Below are 16,626 nucleotides of genomic sequence, written 5' to 3'. Positions count from 1 at the left end.
GCATGACTCCATCCACGCCCGCTTCGCCAGGCCGCCGCGAACGCAAACGCCTGCAAACCCTGGAGCATCTCGCGCGCACCGCCGCCGCGCTGTTTGAAGCTCACGGTTACGAAGCGGTGACCATGGAGCAGATCGCGGCCGCTGCGGACGTCGCCAAGGGCACGCTCTACAACCACTTCGCGGTGAAAGAGGCGGTGCTAGCCCATTGGCTGCACCTCGAACTGGGAGAAAATCTCGCGGCGCTGCATGCCAGGCTCGAAAGCACGCCGGGCTTCGCCGCCGGTGCGCGGCTCGTGCTCGATCATTCCGCAGGCTGGTGCGAGGCGCATCCGGACTACCTCGCGCCTTATCTGCGCTTTCGCTTTGCCGGCATCGGCGCCACGCCTTCGCCGTCGCACGACAGCGAGCAACTGAGCGATATCGCCGATACGTTTGCGTGGCTCGTGCGGCGCGCACAGAAGCAGGGCGAACTGCGCGACGATCTCGACCCGGCGCGGCTCGCGCTCTCGTTCCACCACCTCTACCTCGGCGCCATGCTGCGCTGGCTCGCCGAACCGCGCCTGAAGCTGCGCAAGGAGTTCGCCGCAGCGGTCGATCTGTTTCTGCGCGGCGCGGCCCATCCCGCGCAGTCCGCTCCAAAAGCAGCCCGGAAAGCACTACCGGGCGCAGCGCCGAAAGCGAGGAAAAAGATCACATGAAGCTACTCATCGCGACGTATGGCACCGAGGGCGACGCGCGCCCCTTCGCCGCGCTGTGCCGCGGTCTGATGGACGCTGGCCACGAGGCGCAACTGCTCGCCGACGCCGCCACGCTTGGCAGCGCCCACGCGCTCGGCGTGCCGGCTACGGCGCTAGCCGGCGACATTCGCGGCATGCTGCGTCCGGACCATGCCATCGCCGGCGTCGTCCAGAAAGGCGGCGGCTTCAACGAGACCGCGCGCGCGCTCGCGAAAATCGCCAACGAAAACGCGCAATCGTGGATGCGCACCATCGTCGAGGCAGGCGAAGGTTGCGATGCGATTCTGGTCGCGGGGCTCGCGGCGTTCGTGGGACTTTCGGCGGCGGAGTATCTCGGCGCAACAGGCATCGGCTCGGGCATGATCCCGCTCACCCCAACAGCGGCCTTCCCTTCCGCGTTCTTGCCGCCCAGATGGGTGCCGCGCGTGTTCAACCGCGCGAGCCACAGCCTCGTGAACGCCATGCTCTGGAAGGCGTTCCGCGACAGGACCAACGCCGCGCGCGCCACGTTCGGCCTGCCGCCGCGCAAGGCGGTATGGAAGGACCATCCGATGGTTTATGGTGTCTCGCCAGCCCTGCTGCCCGCGCCCGCCGACTGGCCCGCCAACGCGCATCTATGCGGACAATGGCTCGCGCCGAACCCTGCATGGACGCCGCCGCCCGGTTTGGCGCGCTTCCTCGCTGCGGGCGAAGCGCCCGTCTACATCGGCTTTGGCAGCATGACGGGCTTCGACAATGCGCGGTTACTGGCCGCCCTGATCGAAGCCATGCAGGGCCGGCGGGCGCTCTTCTATCCGGGCTGGAGCGGCATCGATCCGCGGACGCTTCCCGAAAATTTCTTCGTCGTCGGCGACACGCCGCACGACTGGCTGCTCCCGCGCACCGCCGCCGTCATCCATCACGGCGGGTCGGGTACTTCGCACTCCGCAACACGTGCGGGCGTGCCTTCCATCGTGACGCCGTTCGCGGGCGACCAGTTCTTCTGGGCCGAGCGCCTGCGCGAGGCGGGCGTCGCGCCGATGGCGGTGGACGGACGGAAACCGTGCGCCAAAGCGTTCGCGAGCGCACTCGACTTTGCCGCCAGCGATACGGTTCGAAGCCGCGCCCGCGCGCTAGGCGAAACAATGCGCGCGGAAAACGGCGTGGCGAACGCCGTAGCCATCCTGGAGCGCATCGTGGCGGCCGGCGTGCGCGAGGGAGCCTGACGCTAGCCCGTCAGCGAAGCCGCAATCGCCTTCCTGAACGGCATGAACCTTGATGCGGCGCGCAGCAGGAAGTCGCGCGCGAGTTTCGCGGGCGCGGTATTGTTCGTATAGACGTCGGTGATGAAGCGGGTCGCGAGATAAAGCGGCCGGGTCGCGCGGCGATGCTCGGCTTCATAGCGTTGCAGGAGCGGGAGAGCCCCGATGTCGAGGCCCCTCGTTTTTGCATCGATAATTCGGTTGCCTAAGTTTTCCACGCCAAGCAGCCCGAAATTGAAGCCATGCGCGGTGACCGGATGCATGCCGACCGCGGCATCCCCCACGGCCGCGAAGCGCTGGCCGACGAAGCGCTCCGGATAAACCGCAACGAGCGGATAAACGTGCCTTGTGCTCGACAGCTTCATCGCGCCGAGCCTGCGCATGAAACGTTGCTCGATATGCCGCGCGAACGCCTCGGGATCGAGCGCGGCGATCTCGTCGATCTGGCCCACCGCCAGCGTGAGAACGACCGACGACTGATGCGCGTTCGTCGAACGCTCCGCGTTCATGGGGAGCAACGCTAGCGTTTGGCCGTAGTCGAACCATTCCCACGCGGCGTGCTCGTGCGGCGCAGCGTGCGTCATGCGGCACACCAGCATGGCCTTGCCGAAATCGTGCATGTTGGCGGCAATGCCCATCATCTTGCGCGTGGCCGAGAAGCGGCTGTCCGCCGCGACGACCAGCTTCGCCTGAAGCGTCTCGCCGCTCTCCAGCGTCACGCTCGCCACGTCCTCGCCGGCTTTCACGCCGCTCACCTTTTGCGCCGCGAGCAGCGTCACGTCGGCGTGCGTTGCCGTGCTTTGCAGCAGGGCCTCATAGGCCGCCTTGCGAATCAGGTGATTGGAAACGAGCCAGCCCAGTTCCGTATGGCCGCTCAGTTCGTGCCCGATCTCGAGCGCGCCCGGCGCGGGGCCATTGAATACCTTCGCGCTGCGCAGCGGGGCGCGCGCATGCGGCTCGATGAGATCCCAAAGCCCGAGCTTGCGCATCACGCGCACCGACTTCTGGGTCAGCGCAATTTCGCGCCCGTCGAACTGCGGCTCGCTGATGTCGGCGAGACACTGCTGCTCGACCACGACGATCTTGAGGCCCGCACCACTGAGCGCACGCGCGAGGCAAAGCCCCGCCGGTCCGGCGCCCACAATCACGATATCTGCTTGCATGAATCGAACGATCTGAAGATGACTTAAACAACCGGGGCAACGTGAGCGGCCTGATCGACCTGCACAATGCCGCGTTCGCGCAGCGCTTCGACCAGCACCGCATCCATCGATTTCACGTGCCACGCGAACCATTCGCGCAGTTCGCCCACCAGTTGCCGCCCCTTGGCGAAGCGCCCTTCTTCGGCAACCTGCCTGCGCACTTCGCCCGCAACGTTCAGCACATGCCGATGCTGGCTCGCATGGCAATGGCGCGGACCCAAGCGCATTTCCTCCATCCACGTTTCTTCCTGCGCGAAATGCTGCTTCGTATGCGCCACCCAGGCGTCGAACGCGTCGAGCCACGTTGCGTCGGCGGCGCGCGCGAGCGCGTCGAGCAGCGCGACGAATTCGGCATGCATCGTATCGGTCATGGGTTCGCCCAGATGGAGATCGGGCGCGAGAGTGGACGACGGGCGCGGCGCGGATGAGGTCATGAAGGAAGGTTCGGACAAACCTTCAAGATACCGGCGCGCATGGATTTACACGCTGATTTTCAGCAAACGTCGCACGATGGGTGACTGAGGCCGATGGACGCGGCCGGCGCGATCCACCCGCTTGCAGGCAAAGCGATCAAACGAAAGGAAACGTCAAGGCCGGCGCAACGCGGGAACGCGGGCCGCAAACCTGAAATGACGAAAAGAGAAATGCCGCAGACGCGAAAACACGAAGCCGCGCGGCGCGCGGCTCAAACCAGTTCGGCGAGATTGACGAGGGCGCGGTCGCCGTCGGATTGGGCTTCGTTTTCGGCGTGGAACGTCCTTTCGCTGTACGCGATAACCTTGAACCCGCCGCCTGCCGAACGCTCGATGGTGATACCCCAGTGCCAGCCGCCCTCCTGTTCGAATACGTGCAGCCTCGGACTCGATGGTTGGCTCGGCGATTGAAAAATATTCATGTAAAGCCTCCCGTAGTGGGAATATCGTCTCGGACGATTGTCTGGATAAAAACCAGTCTAAAAACCTCCTTGCTGCGACGCAATACGGAATTACGTGGACGTGAGAACCCTGAGGCGCCATGCATCATTAGCGCAATCACATCGATGCACGACTCTGTTTATGATTCGACGCCCGGCACCGCGAATGCCGCCATCCCAAACTCCGAGACAGCGATGACTTCCGTAACGAATGCCGCGACGCATTCCGCCTCCCCGTACCGGCTCGACCTTTCGCAACATCCGTGCCGCACGTTGCTCGAAGGACCCACGCCGATCCAGCCATTGCCGCGCCTGAGCCAGGCACTCGGAGGCGTGAATGTCTACGTCAAGCGCGACGACCTGACTGGTCTGGGCGGCGGCGGCAACAAACTGCGCAAGCTGGAATTCCTGGTGGGCGAAGCGCTGGCCGAGGGCGCGGACACCATCGTCACAGTCGGCGCGCGCCAGTCGAACCATGCGCGTTTGACGGCAGCCGCGGCCGCGCAAGCGGGTATGCAGTGCGAACTCGTGCTAACGCGGGCCGTGCCGCGCGACGACTTCGAGTATCTGGAGAACGGCAACATCCTGCTCGACGACCTGTTCGGCGCACGCGTGCACGATCTGCCCGGCACCGCCGATGCGCTGGCGTTCGCGCTCGCGCGCGCCGACGCGTTGCGCGCGCAGGGCCGCAAGGTCTACGTCTGCCCGCTGGGCGGATCGAGCCCGGTGGGCTGTCTGGGCTACGCCGCCTGCGCCGCCGAAATCATGACGCAATCCCACGCGCAAGGATTGAGCTTCGCGCGCATCATTGTGCCCAACGGCAGCGGCGGCATGCACGCGGGGCTCGCCGCCGGGTTTGCGGCGCTCGGCATCGACCCGGGTCTCGTGCTCGCGTACACCGTCCTCGCGAAGGCCGAACCGGCGCACGCCGCAACGTTCGAGAAAGCCGGCAAGACGCTCGCACTGATCGATCCGGCGCGGCGCATCGAAGGCCGCTCGATCGCTATCGACGAAACCCAGCTCGGCGAAGGCTACGGCGTCCCGACCGACGCGATGCGCGAGGCGGTGCGCCTCGTGGCTTCGAAAGAAGGCCTGCTGCTCGACCCCGTGTATAGCGGCAAGGCGTTCGCGGGCCTCGTGCAAGCCGCGCGTTCCGGGCGCTTCGCACGCGGCGAGAACGTCCTCTTTGTCATGACCGGCGGCTTGCCGGGACTATTCGCTTATCGCAGTGCTTTCGAGGGAGATCACGATGACCGATGACGAACGCGCCATCCGCGAGTTGGTCCAGATGTGGATGGAAGCCAGCCGCGCCGGCGATACGGCCAAAGTGCTGAGCCTGATGACGGACGACGTGATATTCACCGTGCCCGGCCAGGAGCCGTTCGGCAAAGCCGAATTCGCCGCGGCTTCCCGCGCGCAGCAAGGCATGCGTATAGCGGGCACGGCCGAGATCGTGGAACTTCAGGTGCTGGGCGAGTGGGCCTTTCTGCGCAATCGCATCGACATCTCCATCACGCCGCCAGGCGCGGCCGAGCCCATGCGGCGCGCAGGCTACACGCTTACGCTGGTGCGCAAGGACGCGAGCGGCCGCTGGCTCCTCGCGCGCGACGCCAATCTGGTAGCGCCGAAGCCGTAAATCCGGCGCCATCCGGCAACGCCCTCCTCCAATCAGAAAAGCTTATCGATTCCTTCAGTTTATTGAGTTTCCCTTAATCGTGCGCTTGCGGCAAAGTGACGCCATACGCTTGGAGCCACTCCTTGAACCAACGAATCGATCCTTCCCTACTTGCCGCGCCCGACCTGTCGTACGCCACGTTGCACTCGGGCATTGCCCTGCCGTTTCTCGAGCGGGGCGAGGGCGAACCGCTGCTGTTCGTCCACGGATCGCTCTGCGACTACCGCTACTGGATGCCGCAACTCGATGGCCTTTCGGACCATTTCCGCTGCATCGCGCCGAGCCTGAGCCATTACTGGCCCGCGGCGGACGCCTGCATTCAGGGCGATTTCGGCTGGGAAAGCCACGTTACCGAGCTGGCCGATTTCATCGCCGCGCTCGGTCTCGAATCGGTGCACCTCGTGGGTCATTCGCGCGGCGGCTGCGTGGCGTGGCACCTCGCGCGACGCTACCCGCGTCTCGTGCGCACACTCGTGCTGGCCGACCCGGGCGGTCCGCTCTCGCGCGTGGACAACGACGACGCCGCGCTGCCCCCCGCCACCAACGCGCTGCGCACGCGCGCCGCCGACCTGATTCACGCGGGCGAAATCGAAGCGGGCCTTGAATTGTTCGTCGATTCCGTGAGCGTGCCGGGCGCGTGGAAGAAAAGTCCGGCGGCGTTTCGCCAGATGGCCGTCGCCAACGCCACGACGCTGCCCAAGCAGTTGCAGGACCCGCTGCCGCCCTACGCGCCGCGCGCCGCCGGCGAAATCAAGTGCCGCACGCTGCTCATCGACGGCCAGCGCAGCCCGCTCATGTTCCGCAATAACGTCGAAGCGCTCGACGAGTGGATCGAGTTCGCGCGGCGCGTCACGATCAAGGGCGCCACGCACGGCATGAACGGCACGCACCCCGACCTCTTCAACACGCACGTTCACACCTTCATCACGCAAGGCTAAGTCGTGGCCGGCCCCCGCGCCGGCACCCAGCCAGAGCGACGGCGCTCAGTCGAGCGACATCCCCAGTTCGGCAGCCATGCGCGCGACGAGCGCCTGCAAGCGCGCGACTTCTTCGGCAAGACGCTGCTGCCCGGCGCGCACCTCCTCGAAGTCAGCCAGCGAAACGCTCTCGCCGGCTTCTTCGCGGGCGCCGGGCGCGGGAGTCCCCTCAGCCACGAAACTCGCCGTGTTCACCTCGCCGCACAGCAGATGCATCCAGCGGCTTTCGCGCTCGCCCGGCGCGCGCGGCAGTTTCACGACGAGCGGCGGCTCGCGCTCGGCCAGTTCCTCCAGGAAGCCTTCCACCGACGACACATCCGCGAACCCATGCAGACGCGCCGAGTTCAGGCGCAATTCCGCCGCCGTCTGCGCGCCGCGCAGCAGCAGCACGGTCAGGAGCGCGACGGCCTGGCTCGGCACGCCGAGCACGCGGTTCAGGTTGTGCTCGAAGCGCGGCACGCGGCTGCTGCTGCCCTCGAACACGAGACTCAGCAGCTTGAGGTCTTCGATGGCGGCGAGCACCTCGGCTTCGCTCATGTTCATGACGGGCGTGCGCGCCGTTTTCTGGTTGCAGCCGAGCGTGAGCGCATTGAGCGAGAGCGGATAGGTGTCGGGCACCGTGTGCTGCTTTTCGACCAGCACGCCGACGATACGCGCCTCGGTCGGCGAGAGCGCGCGCAAGGCGCGCGGCGAGGAAGCATCGGCAGGAGAATTCATGGGCAGATCAATCCGCTGTGGTTCAGGTTGGAATCAGGCGTTCGATCATACGCGCGCCGGGCTTCGCGCAGAAGCCGGACGGACCCCGGCCGCGAACTAGCCCGCGATGAGCTTCAGCCCCGCCGGCAGCGCTTCGCCGAACACCCGGCCCGTGTCCGCCGTGTCGAGCGAGACGACTTCGCGCACCATCGTCACCCACGTGGGCGGCGCGTTCGCCGACTCCATGCGGCGCACCACGGTCTCGCGCAATTCGGGCGGCAGGTCGCGCGAGCGGTCGCCTGTCATGCGCGCGATCTGCGCGGCGGCGAACATCGCCGGTTCGATCTTTTTCCAGTCGAGCGCGAGGATCGCTTCGAGCCATTGGGCTGCCGTTTCCGGCGGCACCACAGTGTGCGCGCTGCCGTAAAAGGGCTGGCGCGCGCCGATGCGGCCCACGGCCCACCACGTCTGGTGATTCTCCGAAGGCTTCCGGAGCCGCTGCAACAACCGCTCGCCGATCTCGATCTTGCGCGCGGCCGCGATCTGTTCGAGCGAGGCATAGAGCCGGATCATGTCCGCATGGGCGAGCTTCGCCGGATCGAAGGGCAGCTTGTGGCGCTTCGAGCCGGCCGCTTCTTCGAGGTACGTCATCGCGTCGAGCACCTCGTTTTGCTGCGCTTCGTTCAAGCCGCCCGCCGCGCGCCGCCAGAGCGTCCACCACTCGGACCACACCTGGCCTTCGCCCACGAACTGGATGCCGTCGTCGAAGAGCGTCCAGAGTTGTTCGACGCGCCATTCGTCGAGCGGATAGCCGAAGCCCGGCCGCAGGCTGAAGCCCGCGAGGTTCAGCCACAGGCGTTCGTGATCGGCGGAACGCCGGCGCTTGCCCGCACGCTCCCACAGCGCGCCGAACAGCTCGCGCAGGAGCGGGCCGTCCCAGTTCTGGCGCGCTCCGAGCCGCTCTTCGAGATGCGCGCGCAGACGCTTGACTTCCTTCGCGTCGACCTTGACGGAGCGCGCGCCGAACACGCGTTCGATCGCCTCGATGGCGTCGTCGAGCCCCGCGTGGCGCGACTCGCCGCTCACTGCGGCGGCATCGCCCTCGTGCTCGGCGCGGCGCAGCGCGAATTCGAGCAGCCAGCGCTGCGAAGCGTCGTCGGTGGCGATGCAGTGCATCTCCAGCGTGCCGACTTCGGTCAGCGCGGTCGTGAGTTTGACGGGGCGCTCGCGCGCCGTCTTCGCGTCGCCGCCCGCGGGCACCACGGTCGCGAGCGGCGGCAGGCGCACGAAGTCGCCCGCCGTCAGGTCGGCCAGTTCGCCGGGTTGCCACGCGGTGTCGGCCACTGTGGACGCGAGGTGAAACTGCACCGGCTGGCCGAGTTGCAACGCGAACGTGCGGTCGTCCAGATGCAGTTCGCGGCCTTCTTCCGTACCGCGCGGCAGGACGCACACGCCACGCGGTGCGGCGTCGGCGAGCGCGCCTTCGTCGAGCACGAGAAAGTAGCTGCGCGGCGAGCCGCCGCCGATGCGCGGCGCGTGGCCTGCGCGTGCGAGTGCGTACGCAACCGCGCCGCGTGCGACGGCCACGTCCGGTTGATCGTTTTGCAGCACGTTGAGCGGTTCGCCGCGCCACGTGCCGAGCGTACCGGCCAGACGCTGCGCCAGCGAGCGTGCGCGGAACACGCCGCCGTTGAGCAGCAGCGCGTCGGGCACGGGCAGCGGGGCGTGCGGTTCGGCGGCGGCATCCGAGGAACCCAACGCCTCCCGCGACTGCGCGGCGAAGCGCTGCAGGAACGCCGCGATATGGCGCGTGATGGCCGGATCGGCGGCATAGGGCAAGCCGAACTCGACGATTGCCGCGCGCGAGCGGCGCGGCAGGTCGCCGGCAGCGCCCATCGGAAAGAAGCCGTCGAGCACGATCTGGGCGACTTCGTCGCGGCCAAGCTGCGTGGTGCGCGCGCCGCCCACGAGACGCGCACCCGCGCCCAGCAGCGTAATGGGCACCGATTCGGGCGCGCTCGCGTCGAGCAATTGCTCCTTCGCGACGCGGCAGCGTTCGACAAGCTGCGAAAGGCTCGCCGCGCTCAAGCGCGTTTGCGCGCCCGCAAGGCGGCTCTCGGCCAGATGCGCGAGCGCGAGGTCCATGTTGTCGCCGCCCAGCATCAGATGATTGCCCACGCCGATGCGCGTGAGCTGCGGCTCGCCGTTCTCGAACTGCACCTTGATGAGCGTGAGGTCGGTCGTGCCGCCGCCCACGTCGCACACGAGCACGAGGCGCGACGCGCCAAGCTCGGCGTCGAGCGTCGCGCGATGGTGATGGAGCCAGTCGTAGAACGCAGCCTGCGGTTCTTCGAGCAGGCGCAGCGCGGGCAGCTTTGCGAGTCGCGCCGCTTCGAGCGTGAGGGCGCGCGCGCCGTCGTCGAACGAGGCGGGCACGGTGAGCACCACGTCCTGATCTTCGAGCGGCGCATGCGGGAAGCGATGGTTCCACGCGGCGCGCACGTGCGCGAGATAGCTCGCGCTCGCGGCCACCGGCGAAACTTTGGCGACGTCGTCGGGCGCGCCCCACGGCAGGATCGGCGCGAGCCGGTCCACCGCGGCGTGCGAGAGCCAGCTCTTGGCGCTCGCCACGAGCCGCCCCGGCACCTGCGCGCCGAGCGTGCGCGCGAGGCGTCCGATAACGGCGGCGTCGCCTCGCGAACCCGCCGAAGGCGCGCTCCACGGCAAACGCAGATCGCCCGCCGCAAGCTCGCCTGCCGCCGGGTGATAACGCGCGGAAGGCAGCATCGTTTGCGCGCCCACTTCGCCGAGGCCGGTGAGCTGCTCGACGTCGAATACGCGGATGGCGTCGCCGCCGGCCTCCACGTACGCCACGACGGTGTTGCTCGTCCCCAGGTCGATGCCGACGACGTATTGCTTCATCTGGCTCAATACCGGACTCAATACCGGGCTCAAGCGGTCGCCGCGCCGCGCACGTCGAACTCGACCTTCCAGCGCTCGTTCGTGCCGCTCGGCATGGCTTCGAGTTCGAGCGTGCCCGCTTCCGTCACGCGCGCGTGCAGCTTCACGGGCACGACTTCGCCGGGCGTGCGGCCTTCGGTCGGCAGCGTGGCCTGGATTTCCTCCAGCTCCTGCAGTTCCTCAGGCGACCAGTAGTCGAGCATCGTGCCGACCTGATCCTGACGCCGCACCGAAGATCCGAAGAAACGGAAGTGCACGGGCTCGCCCACCACGAGGCCGAACTCCTGCGGCGGCAGCGCCGCTTCGGTGCCCTCTTCCATGCCGAACGGCGCGACGCAGAGCGCCGAAACCGGCGGCTCGAGTCCCGGCACGGCCGGCATGGCCGATTCGACCGCCACATAGTACGCGCGCGCCGTGCCGCCGCGAATGCGCACGCCCTTGCCGCGCTTCACGTAGCCGTAGTAGGCCGCGCCGCGCGCCACCGCGAGGTCGAGATCCGCGCCACCAAGCAGCCGCGCGCCCGCAGCGCCCTCCGCCGCGAGCCAGCCGTTGAGAATGTCGAGCACGCGTTGCGAGAGCAGCGCCGACTTGAACACGCCGCCGTTGAAGAGCACCGCCGTGGGATGCAGGAAAGTCGCGCCTTCGGGCGGCGCGCCAAAGCCTTCGAGTTCCGCGAGCGCCTGCACCTGGCGGCCGAGGAAGGCAGCGAGATGGCGCGTCACGCCCGCATCCTGCGCGTAAGGCAGACCCAACTGCGTGAGACCCACGCGCGTGCGCACGGCCGGGCGCGCGGCAGCGTCCGCTTGCGGGAAAAAGCCTTCGAGAATGATCTGCGTGAGTTCGGTGCGCGTGAGTTCCGTGCGGATCGACCCGCCGATCAGCTTTGAGCCGCGGCTCGGCACGACGATCGGCACCGTTTCGACGGAGGCGTCGGAGAGCAGCGCTTCCTTCGCCGAGCGGCAGGCGTAGGTCAGCGCGCGCAACTGCCACGGATCGGCTTGCGTGCCCTGCGCCGCGAGCTTGCGCGCGACCACGTGCGCGAGCGCGAGGTCCATGTTGTCGCCGCCGAGCAGAATGTGCTCGCCCACGGCCACGCGGTGCAGTTCGAGATTGCCTTCGCGCTCCACCACGGCGATCAGCGAAAGGTCGGTCGTGCCGCCGCCCACGTCCACCACGAGGATGATGTCGCCGACCTTCACTTCCTTGCGCCACGCGCCGCCGCTTTTCTGGATCCAGCTATAGAGCGCGGCCTGCGGCTCTTCCAGCAGCGTCATGTTCGCGTAGCCCGCCGCCTGCGCGGCCTCGGCCGTCAGTTCGCGCGCGGCGGGATCGAACGAAGCGGGAATCGTGACGGTGATTTCCTGCTCGCCGAACGGCGCCTCGGGATGTGCGTGGTCCCACGCCTCGCGCAGGTGCGTGAGATAACGCACCGAGCTTTCGAGCGGCGAAACGCGCTCGACTTCGGGCGGGGCGTCGTTAGGGAGGATGGCCGCGCGGCGATCCACGCCGGGGTGGCACAGCCAGCTCTTCGCGCTCGAAACGAGGCGAATGGGCGTGCCCGCGCCACGGCTGCGCGCGAGTTCGCCCACGGCGTAGTCGCGCGTGGCGATCCACGGCAGCGTGAGGTCGCCCGGCGTCAGTTCGCCCGCATGCGGCAAATAGAGAAACGAAGGCAGCAAATCCGGCGATTCCAGGGTGCCCGGCGCCGTGAGCTGGGTCACGTTCAGCACGCCCTGCTGGGTCTTTTCGCCATCGCTGGCGGTGAGGTCGACGTAAGACAGCGCGCAATGCGTCGTGCCGAGGTCGACGCCAATCGAATATCGCGGATCGCTCACAGCTCCACCTCCGCCGGCGCGATGATGCGCGCGTCATGCGTCTTGACGAGCTGCGGCAGCTTCACCTCCTCGACGCGCCAGCCGCGATGCGTGAGGCTGCCGCTGAACGGCGCCTCGCCGACCACGTTGCCGGTTAGGCGCACGGCGGCGGCGTCGAAGCCGGCCGGCAGCGTCACGCGCGAGCCTTCGGACTCGCTGCGCACCGGGCGAATGGCGAAGTGATCGCGCAGCGTCGCGCGGCAGCCTTCGTGGACGACGCGGGCGGCGGCGCCGATGTCCGCGTCGGCATACCCGGCGATGTCTTCCTCGACGAAATCGACGAAGCGCGCGTTGCGCTGGAGCAGGCCGAGCAACTGGAGCGCGGCGTCGGGCGTGGCTTCCTTGATGACGCTGGGAGCGGGTGCAGGCGCGGGTGCGGGCTTCGCGACCGGCGCCGCGGCGGGCGCGGGCGCGGCGGCAGCGGGCGCGAGCCCGCCGTCACGCAGACGGCGCACGTTGGCGGCAAGTTCGCCGTCGCCGAGGATCGCGAAGAACGACCCCAGCGCGACCGAAAGGCGGCCGAAGAAAGACAGATTCGATTCGGGCATGTAGACGACTCCAATATCGCTTGAGGGCTCGCCGGCAAGGCGAGCCGACCTGCCGGGCTCGCAACGAGGCCCGATCGATGCCTGGAAGGAGGCGGCCGGCAGGGGAAACTCGAGCCCGGCGCGGGCTCAAAACCCGTATTTTGCCTTGTCGCGGGCCCAAGCCGGTCGAAAAGCGGGATTTGGCGGGGGAATGGCGTGCCCGCCGCGGCGCGCGAAGCGTTGCGCGCGGCGGTCCGGGCGCGCGGATGGGGCGTTGGACGTCGGCGCTCAGTGCTCAGCGCGAGACGTTGCGGCCCTCAAAACGCCGGCCGCGTTCGAAATGGGGATCGGCTGGGCAGCGCTGCGGTGCGCTCACGGGAAAATCGGCGTCGTCGCTTCCGCGCCTTCCACCTCGGCACGCGGAATATGCCGCGCGATGCTCTCCTCGATCTCCGCTTCGCGCGAGCCCGGCACGTCGGCCATGACCAGCAACTGGCCGTCCTCGATCTGCCCGCTAAAGCGCGCGAGCCGCGCGTTCGGTTCGTCCACGCCGATCATGCCCGCCGTCCATGCGCCGAACACGGCGCCGGCCAGCGTCAGCGCGACCACCACGCCGCCCGCGATATCGAAGTTCGCGGGCGGAAACATCAGCGCCACGAGACCCACGACTGCGCCAGTCGCGGCGCCAAACATCACGCCGCGCTCCAGCGCATGCACGACGTCGCTGCGCTGCAGCAGCGAAGCCTCGGGCAAACGTTCGAGTCCCACGCTGTGATTGGCGAGCACGTGGATGTGGCGCCACGTAATGCGCGCGCGCAGCAGATCGTCGACGATCGCCTGCGCCGTGGTGGTGTCGGGAGCGAGGAAATAGAGGCGTCGCATGATGGCCCTCCTTCGGTCGTGCGGCTACACGCTTGCGGCCTGCCTGCCGCCTGGCCGCCGCCACCTGACTACGATGCGATTCCGATCATCCTACGCCTGACTTCTTGCCAGCGCTCGGCATTGCATGCGCGTGGCTTCAGCGATCCGCGTTTTAATTTCTTTGCATTTCGCCGCGAATCTGCACGTGGAGATCCACTTTCCGACAAACGCCGGGCTGCAAGAATTTGCGACACATCAACCGAATCGCTTGCCTGCGCCGCGCAAATTTCGCCTGCGAGCGTTCACGCCACCCTTTGCATAGGAAAAAGTCCCTTAAAAACAGTGATTTTTCTCGTGGAATCGCGCTTATCCGGGCCATGTAAAGCAGAAAACACGACGTATCTGTTCCTCCTACCATCGCTCACCTCACAGGGAGGAGAACAGTCCATGTCCACCAAACCGGAGCCGCGCCGCCAATTCCTGCGGCACATGCTCGCGGTCGTACCGACCGCATCGCTTGCAACGGGCGCAGCGCTTTCGCAGTCCGCCTGCCAGCCTTCGTCCGCGCCCTCGGCCGCCGCGCCGCCGCCCTACCAGCCGGACTATTTCACGGCAGACGAATGGCGCTTTCTGCAAGCCGCCGTCGACCGCCTGATTCCCTCGGACCATCTGGGCCCCGGCGCGCTCGAAGCGGGCGTGCCGGAATTCATCGACCGCCAGATGGAAACGCCGTGGGGCCACGGCAAGCTGTGGTACATGCAGGGGCCCTTTCACGTGAGTGAAGCGCCCGAACTTGGCTATCAGTTGAATCTGGCGCCGCGCGACGTGTACCGCCACGGCATCAAGGCTTGCGACGACTGGTGCCGCCAGCACTACGACGGCAAATCATTCGCAGACCTGAGCAATGTCGAACGCGAAGCCGTGCTTCTCGCCATGGAGCACGGAAAAGCCCAGTTCGACGCCGTTCCGGCCGGCACGTTCTTCGGCTTCCTCCTTGCGAATACCCGGGAAGGTTTTTTCGCCGATCCCATCTACGGCGGCAACAAGAAAATGGCTGGCTGGAAAATGGTCGGCTTTCCCGGCGCGCGCGCCGATTTTGCGGACTGGATCGACCAGCCGGGCGTGAAATATCCGTATGGCCCGGTTTCAATCGACGGAAGCAGGGGTTGATCGATGGCCATCAAAATGAACAAGGTCGATTGCGTGATCGTCGGCTTCGGCTGGACCGGCGCGATTCTCGCCCAGGAACTCACGCAAGCGGGCCTGAACGTGGTGGCGCTCGAACGCGGCGCGATGCGCGACACGCCCACCGACGCGAAATATCCGCAGATCGCCGACGAACTCAAATACGCCGTGCGCGGCAAGCTGTTTCAGGACCTTTCGCGCGAGACGGTCACCATTCGCCACGGCGTGAACGATCTCGCGGTGCCCTACCGCCAGCATGGCTCCTTTCTGCTCGGCAACGGCGTGGGCGGCGCGGGATTTCACTGGAACGGCATGCACTACCGCATCCTGCCCGAAGAACTCCAACTGCGTTCGACCTACGAAGCGCGCTACGGCAAGCGCTTCATCCCGCCGGGCATGCAGGTGCAGGACTTCGGCGTCACCTACGACGAACTCGAACCGCATTTCGACTTCGCCGAGAAAGTGTTCGGCACCTCGGGCAAGGCCGGCAATCTGCGGGGGCAAATCCAGTCCGGCGGCAATCCGCTCGAAGGCGTGCGCAGCAACGAGTACCCCACGCCGCCGCTCAGCAACACGCTAGGCTCGCAACTGTTCGAAATGGCCGCGCGCGAAGCGGGCTTCAATCCGTATGCCGCGCCCGCCGCCAATGCTTCGCAGGCCTACACGAATCCTTATGGCGTGCGGCTCGGCCCGTGCAACTTCTGCGGCTTCTGCGAGGACTTCGGCTGCTTCATGTACTCGAAGGCCTCGCCGCAGACCACCATTCTCCCGGCCCTGCTCAAGAAGCCGAACTTCGAGTTGCGCACGCATTCTTACGTGACGAAAGTGCTGCTCGACAGCACCCGCGAGCGCGCCGTGGGCGTGAGTTACTTCGACGCGCAGGGCCGCGAAGTCGAACAGCCGGCCGACCTCGTGATCGTCGCCGCGTTCCAGATGCACAACGTGCGCCTGCTGCTGCTCTCGGGCATCGGCAAGCCGTACGATCCAAAAACGGGCGAAGGTGTCGTGGGGCGCAACTACGCGTACCAGATGAACGGCGCCATCAACGTGCTGCTGCCGAAAGAAACCTTGCTTAATCCGTTCATCGGCGCGGGCGCGGGCGCGGTGGCGATGGACGACCTCAACGGCGACCAGTTCGACCACGGACACCTGGGCTTTCTCGGCGGTGCGAGCGTGCGCCACGCGCGCACGGGCGGCCGGCCGATAGGCCAGGCCGCCGCGGTGCCCGGCACGCCCGCCTGGGGCAGCCAATGGAAGGCCGGCGTAGCCGATGCGTATCAACGCTTGCTGAGCATCGGCATTTCCGGCTCGGTGATGCCGTATCGCGATGCGTACCTCGACCTCGATCCGACCTACCGCGACGCGCTGGGACAACCGCTCCTGCGCATGACGTTCGACTGGCACGACAATGAATACCGCATGCTCGACCACGTGGGCACACGCGTGGAGGAGGTTGCGAAGGCGATGAAGCACGACGCGTATTACCGCGCGATCCGCAAGCCCGGCGAGCGCTACGACACGCGCGCCTATCAGTCGACGCACACGACCGGCGGCGCGGTCATGGGCGAATCGCCGCAAACGAGCGTGGTCAACAAGTATCTGCAAAGCTGGGACGTGCACAACGTGTTCGTCATGGGCGCTTCGGCGTTTCCCCAGAACATGGGCTACAACCCGACCGGACTCGTGGCGGCGCTCGCGTATCACGCCGCCAAGGCGATTCGCGAGCAGTACCTGAAGCAGCCCGCACCGCTCGTGCAGGCGTAAGGAGGAATTCACT

General features: G+C 67.1%; 15 protein-coding genes. 7 read left to right on the top strand and 8 right to left on the bottom strand.

Translation table 11 applies throughout. From position 1 onward, the window contains the following. Positions 1-2 precede the first annotated feature (2 nt). Together U5768_RS20230 and U5768_RS20225 are read left to right on the top strand one after the other, a co-directional pair. Entirely contained in the window at positions 3-698 is a 696-nt protein-coding gene (locus U5768_RS20230; RefSeq protein ID WP_322032179.1) for a helix-turn-helix domain-containing protein, read from the top strand. Beyond that, complete coding sequence (locus U5768_RS20225) at positions 695-1,942, top strand: glycosyltransferase (protein WP_322032178.1); 1,248 nt, start codon at positions 695-697, stop codon at positions 1,940-1,942. Before U5768_RS20230 ends, U5768_RS20225 begins: the two co-directional genes overlap by 4 nt. A 2-nt stretch (positions 1,943-1,944) precedes the next feature. On the opposite strand, the gene ubiM is transcribed toward U5768_RS20225, so the two are convergent. From ubiM to U5768_RS20210, 3 genes are all read right to left on the bottom strand, one after another. After that, positions 1,945-3,273, bottom strand: a complete 1,329-nt coding sequence (gene ubiM, locus U5768_RS20220; RefSeq protein WP_322032177.1) for a 5-demethoxyubiquinol-8 5-hydroxylase UbiM — start codon at positions 3,271-3,273, stop codon at positions 1,945-1,947. Then, on the bottom strand, positions 3,165-3,614 hold the full coding sequence (locus tag U5768_RS20215) for a hemerythrin domain-containing protein (protein ID WP_322032176.1): 450 nt from the start codon (positions 3,612-3,614) through the stop codon (positions 3,165-3,167). The genes ubiM and U5768_RS20215 overlap by 109 nt, the downstream gene beginning before the upstream one ends. A gap of 251 nt (positions 3,615-3,865) precedes the next feature. After that, entirely contained in the window at positions 3,866-4,075 is a 210-nt protein-coding gene (locus tag U5768_RS20210; RefSeq protein WP_322032175.1) for a hypothetical protein, read from the bottom strand. A gap of 213 nt (positions 4,076-4,288) precedes the next feature. Between U5768_RS20210 and U5768_RS20205 the strand changes: the two genes are divergently transcribed. From U5768_RS20205 to U5768_RS20195, 3 genes are all read left to right on the top strand, one after another. Then, positions 4,289-5,353 (top strand): D-cysteine desulfhydrase family protein, encoded by a 1,065-nt coding sequence (locus U5768_RS20205; protein ID WP_322032174.1) that lies wholly within the window; start codon positions 4,289-4,291, stop codon positions 5,351-5,353. Next, on the top strand, positions 5,343-5,729 hold the full coding sequence (locus tag U5768_RS20200) for an SgcJ/EcaC family oxidoreductase (protein ID WP_322032173.1): 387 nt from the start codon (positions 5,343-5,345) through the stop codon (positions 5,727-5,729). Before U5768_RS20205 ends, U5768_RS20200 begins: the two co-directional genes overlap by 11 nt. Positions 5,730-5,851: 122 nt before the next feature. Next, entirely contained in the window at positions 5,852-6,706 is an 855-nt protein-coding gene (locus tag U5768_RS20195) for an alpha/beta hydrolase (protein ID WP_322032172.1), read from the top strand. A gap of 45 nt (positions 6,707-6,751) precedes the next feature. On the opposite strand, the gene U5768_RS20190 is transcribed toward U5768_RS20195, so the two are convergent. From U5768_RS20190 to U5768_RS20170, 5 genes are all read right to left on the bottom strand, one after another. Continuing rightward, positions 6,752-7,462, bottom strand: a complete 711-nt coding sequence (locus U5768_RS20190) for a YceH family protein (protein WP_322032171.1) — start codon at positions 7,460-7,462, stop codon at positions 6,752-6,754. 96 nt (positions 7,463-7,558) lie between these two features. Beyond that, positions 7,559-10,363: an Hsp70 family protein gene (locus U5768_RS20185; protein ID WP_322032262.1), complete on the bottom strand. Its 2,805-nt coding sequence runs from the start codon at positions 10,361-10,363 to the stop codon at positions 7,559-7,561. Positions 10,364-10,392: 29 nt separating this feature from the next. Then, positions 10,393-12,237: an Hsp70 family protein gene (locus U5768_RS20180; protein ID WP_322032170.1), complete on the bottom strand. Its 1,845-nt coding sequence runs from the start codon at positions 12,235-12,237 to the stop codon at positions 10,393-10,395. Further along, a complete protein-coding gene (locus U5768_RS20175) occupies positions 12,234-12,824 on the bottom strand; it encodes a DUF2760 domain-containing protein (protein WP_322032169.1) in 591 nt (196 codons plus the stop codon). Before U5768_RS20175 ends, U5768_RS20180 begins: the two co-directional genes overlap by 4 nt. Positions 12,825-13,175: 351 nt before the next feature. Next, positions 13,176-13,685, bottom strand: a complete 510-nt coding sequence (locus U5768_RS20170) for a DUF1269 domain-containing protein (protein WP_322032168.1) — start codon at positions 13,683-13,685, stop codon at positions 13,176-13,178. Positions 13,686-14,111: 426 nt separating this feature from the next. On the opposite strand from U5768_RS20170, the gene U5768_RS20165 reads away from it, so the two are divergent. Continuing rightward, complete coding sequence (locus tag U5768_RS20165; RefSeq protein ID WP_322032167.1) at positions 14,112-14,834, top strand: gluconate 2-dehydrogenase subunit 3 family protein; 723 nt, start codon at positions 14,112-14,114, stop codon at positions 14,832-14,834. A gap of 3 nt (positions 14,835-14,837) precedes the next feature. Further along, a complete protein-coding gene (locus U5768_RS20160) occupies positions 14,838-16,613 on the top strand; it encodes a GMC family oxidoreductase (RefSeq protein ID WP_322032166.1) in 1,776 nt (591 codons plus the stop codon). The last annotated feature ends 13 nt before the right edge of the window (positions 16,614-16,626 follow it).

Source organism: Paraburkholderia sp. J76 (assembly GCF_905220295.1).
Taxonomy (GTDB): Bacteria; Pseudomonadota; Gammaproteobacteria; order Burkholderiales; family Burkholderiaceae; genus Paraburkholderia.
Note: the sequence above shows the minus strand (reverse complement) of the source record. Positions and strands in the feature narration are given on the sequence as shown.

Bases quoted from the DNA above. Each gene is read 5' to 3' on its own strand.
- ubiM (WP_322032177.1), bottom strand. From the start codon at position 3,273: ATGGTTCGCGTGGCACGTGAAATCGATGGATGCGGTGCTGGTCGAAGC.
- U5768_RS20210 (WP_322032175.1), bottom strand. From the start codon at position 4,075: ATGAATATTTTTCAATCGCCGAGCCAACCATCGAGTCCGAGGCTGCAC.
- U5768_RS20205 (WP_322032174.1), top strand. From the start codon at position 4,289: ATGACTTCCGTAACGAATGCCGCGACGCATTCCGCCTCCCCGTACCGG.
- U5768_RS20190 (WP_322032171.1), bottom strand. From the start codon at position 7,462: ATGAATTCTCCTGCCGATGCTTCCTCGCCGCGCGCCTTGCGCGCGCTC.
- U5768_RS20175 (WP_322032169.1), bottom strand. From the start codon at position 12,824: ATGCCCGAATCGAATCTGTCTTTCTTCGGCCGCCTTTCGGTCGCGCTG.
- U5768_RS20225 (WP_322032178.1), top strand. From the start codon at position 695: ATGAAGCTACTCATCGCGACGTATGGCACCGAGGGCGACGCGCGCCCC.
- U5768_RS20165 (WP_322032167.1), top strand. From the start codon at position 14,112: ATGTCCACCAAACCGGAGCCGCGCCGCCAATTCCTGCGGCACATGCTC.
- U5768_RS20160 (WP_322032166.1), top strand. From the start codon at position 14,838: ATGGCCATCAAAATGAACAAGGTCGATTGCGTGATCGTCGGCTTCGGC.
- U5768_RS20185 (WP_322032262.1), bottom strand. From the start codon at position 10,363: ATGAAGCAATACGTCGTCGGCATCGACCTGGGGACGAGCAACACCGTC.
- U5768_RS20170 (WP_322032168.1), bottom strand. From the start codon at position 13,685: ATGCGACGCCTCTATTTCCTCGCTCCCGACACCACCACGGCGCAGGCG.
- U5768_RS20230 (WP_322032179.1), top strand. From the start codon at position 3: ATGACTCCATCCACGCCCGCTTCGCCAGGCCGCCGCGAACGCAAACGC.
- U5768_RS20215 (WP_322032176.1), bottom strand. From the start codon at position 3,614: ATGACCTCATCCGCGCCGCGCCCGTCGTCCACTCTCGCGCCCGATCTC.
- U5768_RS20200 (WP_322032173.1), top strand. From the start codon at position 5,343: ATGACCGATGACGAACGCGCCATCCGCGAGTTGGTCCAGATGTGGATG.